Genomic DNA, 4,013 nt, shown 5'->3' with positions numbered 1-4,013 from the left:
TCTCCGGGTCGTACTTGCTCGGCATGACATGCACCTTCCCAAGGAAGGAGGTGCGCATCAAACGCGGGATGGTTCAAACCCCGCGATCTGCTTCACGTTCGGCCGGAAGAAAGTCAGGTATTTACTGGGACCACTGTTCCCGGTAAATTGGAGACATGACTCAGGCAATGGAGCCCGGTTACCAGAACCTCCTCGACGTGCTGTCGGAAGGCTCGGTGCGGCGCCGCTTCGACCCCTACCTCGACATCGCGTGGGATGCCCCGGACATGCAGATCGACCTGCACGATCCGCGCTGGGTGCTGTCCCCCGCCATCGACCCGCTGGGTGCCACCGAGTGGTACCAGAGCCAGCCACTGGAACGGCAGATCGAGATCGGCCGGTGGCGGACGCTCAACACCGTCAAGGTGGGTGCGGCGTTCGAGAGCATCCTGATCCGCGGGCTGATGGCCTTCATCATGAAGCTGCCCAACAACTCCCCCGAGTTCCGGTACGCGCTGCACGAGATGACCGAAGAGTGCAACCACATCCAGATGTTCCAGGAACTGGTCAACCGCTCCGGTACCGATGTCCCGGGCATGCGGAAGCTGTTCTTCAAGCTGTCGCCGTACATCGGCCTGGTCGGCCAGTACTCGCCGACGGCGTTCATGGCCGGCATCCTCGCCGGCGAGGAGCCCATCGACCACTTCCAGAAGGGCATGATCCGCAACGGCGCCAACCTGCCACCGGCAGTGCTGCGCACCATGCAGATTCACATCGCCGAGGAGGCCCGCCACATCTCGTGGGCCAACGAATTCCTCAAGACCCACATGCCCGAACGGTCGTGGCGGTTCAAGGCCTTCGCCACCGTCGCCTTCCCGCTGACGCTGCGCTGGCTGGCACACGAGATCATGGGGTCGTCGAAGTCGTTCGGCAAGCAGTTCGACATCCCGGAAGACGTCATGCGGCAAGCCTTCTGGCGCAGCCCGCAGTCGCGGAAGATCATGGCGAGTTTCTTCGACGAGACCCGCGCGCTGGCCGAGGAGATCGGCCTGATGAACCGCGTCGGCCGCTGGATGTGGAAGCGCTGCGGCATCGCCGGTGAGACGGCCCGCTACCGCAGTGCCCCCAACCGCGAGGCACAGTTGATCGCCTGATGCCCCACGTCATCACGCAGTCCTGCTGCAGCGACGCATCGTGCGTCTACGCCTGCCCGGTCAACTGCATTCACCCCACGCCCGACGAGCCCGACTTCCACACCGCCGAGATGCTGTACATCGATCCGGTGGAGTGCGTCGACTGCGGCGCGTGCGTGACGGCCTGCCCGGTCGACGCCATCAAGCACGACGGTTCACTGGAGCCGACCGAGAAGGTCTTCCTCGAGCTCAATGCCGGCTTCTACAAGGAACCACGGCCCCGGCCGCTGCTGGCGCCCGTCGTTCCCCCGCTGCAGGTCCGCGCCCCCGGAGCCATCAGCGTGGCCATCGTCGGGTCCGGCCCGGCGGCGATGTACGCGGCCGACGAAGTGCTGACCATCCCGGCCGCCCGCGTCCGGATGTACGAGCGGTTGCCCCAGGCCGGCGGTCTCGCCCGCTTCGGCGTGGCCCCGGATCACCGGCGTACCCGGGGCGTGTCCCGGCAGTTCGACACCATCACCGCCGACCCGCGGCTGGAGTTGGTGACCGGCGTCGAGATCGGCTCCGATATCACCCACCAGCAGCTGCTCGCCGAGCATGACGCCGTCATCTACGCCGTCGGCGCCGCGACGGATCGTCCACTGGATGTACCCGGAGCGAGCCTGCCGGGCGTCAGCTCGGCCACCCGTTTCGTGGCGTGGTACAACGGCCATCCCGACTTCGCCGACGCCGTCTTCGACCTGTCGCAGCCGCGCGCGGTCGTCATCGGCAACGGCAACGTCGCGCTCGACGTCGCCCGGATTCTCACCACCGATCCGGACCGGCTGGCCGCCACCGACATCGCGCCGCACGCGTTGAAAGCCTTGCGGCAGAGCCAGATCGACGAGGTCGCGGTCGTCGGCCGGCGTGGGCTCGCGCAGTCGGCGTTCACCGTGCCGGAGCTGGTCGGCCTGACGACGATGCCCGACGTCGACGTCGTCGTCGCACCACAGGACCTGGCGTCACTGCCGGACACCGATGCGCGCGCCCGCATCCTGCGGGACCTGCCACGACGGCCCGGGAACCGCCGCATCCGGCTGGAGTACCTGCAGTCGCCCACCGCCATTGCGCGCACCACGGCCGGACTGGACATCGAGTTCGCCCGCAACGAACTGGTGGCGGCGGCCGACGGCACCATCAAGGTGAAGCCGACCGGCGACCTGCACACCGTCACTGCCGGACTGGTGCTCACGTCGATCGGCTACCGGGGACGGCCTGTGGCCGACCTGCCGTTCGACGAGGCGCGGGGCACGGTCCCCAACGACAGCGGTCGCGTCGACGGCCTCGCCGCGACCTACGTGACGGGCTGGATCAAACGCGGTCCGACAGGGTTCATCGGCACCAACAAGTCCTGCGCGCAGGAGACCGTGCGCAGCCTGGTGGCCGACTACAACGCGGGGTTGTTGGCCTGACGGTTCGCCAGCGCGGCCACCACGGCGACGAGCGGCTCATCACGACTGACCTCGAACCCGATGGCCCGTGCGGCACCGTCGATGACGTACCAGGTGAAGTCGGCGAGGTGCGCGATCATCTCGTCGCGGGTGTGCGTCGGTTCCGGCGTGCGCACCCAGGCGAACAGCGTCTCCTCGACCATGGTCACGATCGCCAGCGGGACCAGTTTGAACGCGCTGTCCTCGACGCCGATCGCCAACTGGATGGCGGCGATGATGCCGTCGGCGCGTTCGATGATGCGCAGCTTCAGCTCGCCGACGGCGTCGAGCGTCTCGTCCCCCTCGAACGACGGGCCACTGCGCGCGAACTCGTTGAGCCGCGGATGGTCGATCATCCAGTCCGCGACGGCCTCGATGGTGCGGGTCAGAATCTCGCGCAGCGAGCCGTCGGAGATGTCGAGCTTGCTGACCAGGACGGACCCGAAGTCGTCGATGAGATACGACCGCACCCGCCGCTCGAGTTCCTCCTTGCCGGAGGTCTGCCGGTAGATCACCGACTTGGCGACGCCCGCGCGTTTGGCGATGGCGGCGACGGAGATGTCGGCGCCGGGCGGGCTCTCCTCGAGCAGTTCGATCATCGCCAGCAGGATCTGGGCCCGGCGTTCGGCGTTGTGCTGCTCCCACCGCGCCTCGTACCCACTCACCGAGGCAGAGTTCGGGGCCACAGACATGTGTCTTACGGTAGCCGCCGCCTTCTCGTGTGATGCCCGCCATACCCCTGTCACACCTCGCGACGCTGTCTCGTCCAACCGGTATGACCACAACACCACGCATCGAACCCCTGCCCCCGCAACGCGCCGGCCTGCTGACCCGGCTCATGTACCGCTACGCCAAGCGTGAGTTCGGCGAGGTGCCCGAACCGTTCACGGTGGCGGCGCACCACCCGCGGCTGCTGGTCGCCAACGCCGTGCACGAGACCCTGCTCAAGAACGGTTCCAAGACGCTGCCCGACTCGGTCCGCGACCTCGCCGTGTTCTGGACCGCACGGACCGTGGGCTGCTCCTGGTGCGTCGACTTCGGCACCATGCTGATGCGCCTGGAGAGCCTGGATGTGGACCGGCTCAAGCACATCGACGATTACGCGACCTCGCCGCTGTTCACCGACGACGAGCGGGCCGCGATCGCCTACGCCGACGCGATGACCACCGATCCGCACAACGTGACCGATGAACAGGTCGACGATCTCAAGCGCCGGTTCGGCGAGGCCGGTGTCATCGAGCTGACCTATCAGATCGGTGTGGAGAACATGCGGTCCCGGATGTACGCGGCGCTCGGGATCACCGAGCAGGGCTTCAGCTCGGGCGACGCGTGCCGGGTGCCCTGGGAGGCCTAGCTGTGATGTCCAGGGACGTTGGTCAGCCGAGTGACCGGTGGGCGGCCTCCGATGGCGGAGTGGGCTCGGTGGTGATTG

At 67.3% G+C, this 4,013-nt stretch carries 3 protein-coding genes and 1 pseudogene; 3 read left to right on the top strand and 1 reads right to left on the bottom strand.

Translation table 11 applies throughout. The features are described 5' to 3' along the window. The first annotated feature begins 155 nt into the window (after window positions 1–155). Together ACJH6J_RS30110 and ACJH6J_RS30105 are read left to right on the top strand one after the other, a co-directional pair. Entirely contained in the window at window positions 156–1,133 is a 978-nt protein-coding gene (locus ACJH6J_RS30110; RefSeq protein WP_318987333.1) for a diiron oxygenase, read from the top strand. Next, entirely contained in the window at window positions 1,133–2,563 is a 1,431-nt protein-coding gene (locus tag ACJH6J_RS30105) for an FAD-dependent oxidoreductase (protein ID WP_318987332.1), read from the top strand. The genes ACJH6J_RS30110 and ACJH6J_RS30105 overlap by 1 nt, the downstream gene beginning before the upstream one ends. Here the strand turns inward: ACJH6J_RS30105 and ACJH6J_RS30100 are convergent. Beyond that, window positions 2,539–3,273, bottom strand: a complete 735-nt coding sequence (locus ACJH6J_RS30100; protein ID WP_318987331.1) for a TetR/AcrR family transcriptional regulator — start codon at window positions 3,271–3,273, stop codon at window positions 2,539–2,541. The genes ACJH6J_RS30105 and ACJH6J_RS30100 overlap by 25 nt on opposite strands. Before the next feature lie 71 nt (window positions 3,274–3,344). Between ACJH6J_RS30100 and ACJH6J_RS30095 the strand changes: the two are divergent. Next, window positions 3,345–3,935 (top strand): annotated as a pseudogene (locus ACJH6J_RS30095) (carboxymuconolactone decarboxylase family protein); the annotation flags it as partial. Window positions 3,936–4,013: the final 78 nt, after the last annotated feature.

The organism is Mycobacterium sp. SMC-18 (genome assembly GCF_045310895.1).
Lineage (GTDB): Bacteria > Actinomycetota > Actinomycetes > Mycobacteriales > Mycobacteriaceae > Mycobacterium.
Note: the sequence above shows the minus strand (reverse complement) of the source record. Positions and strands in the feature narration are given on the sequence as shown.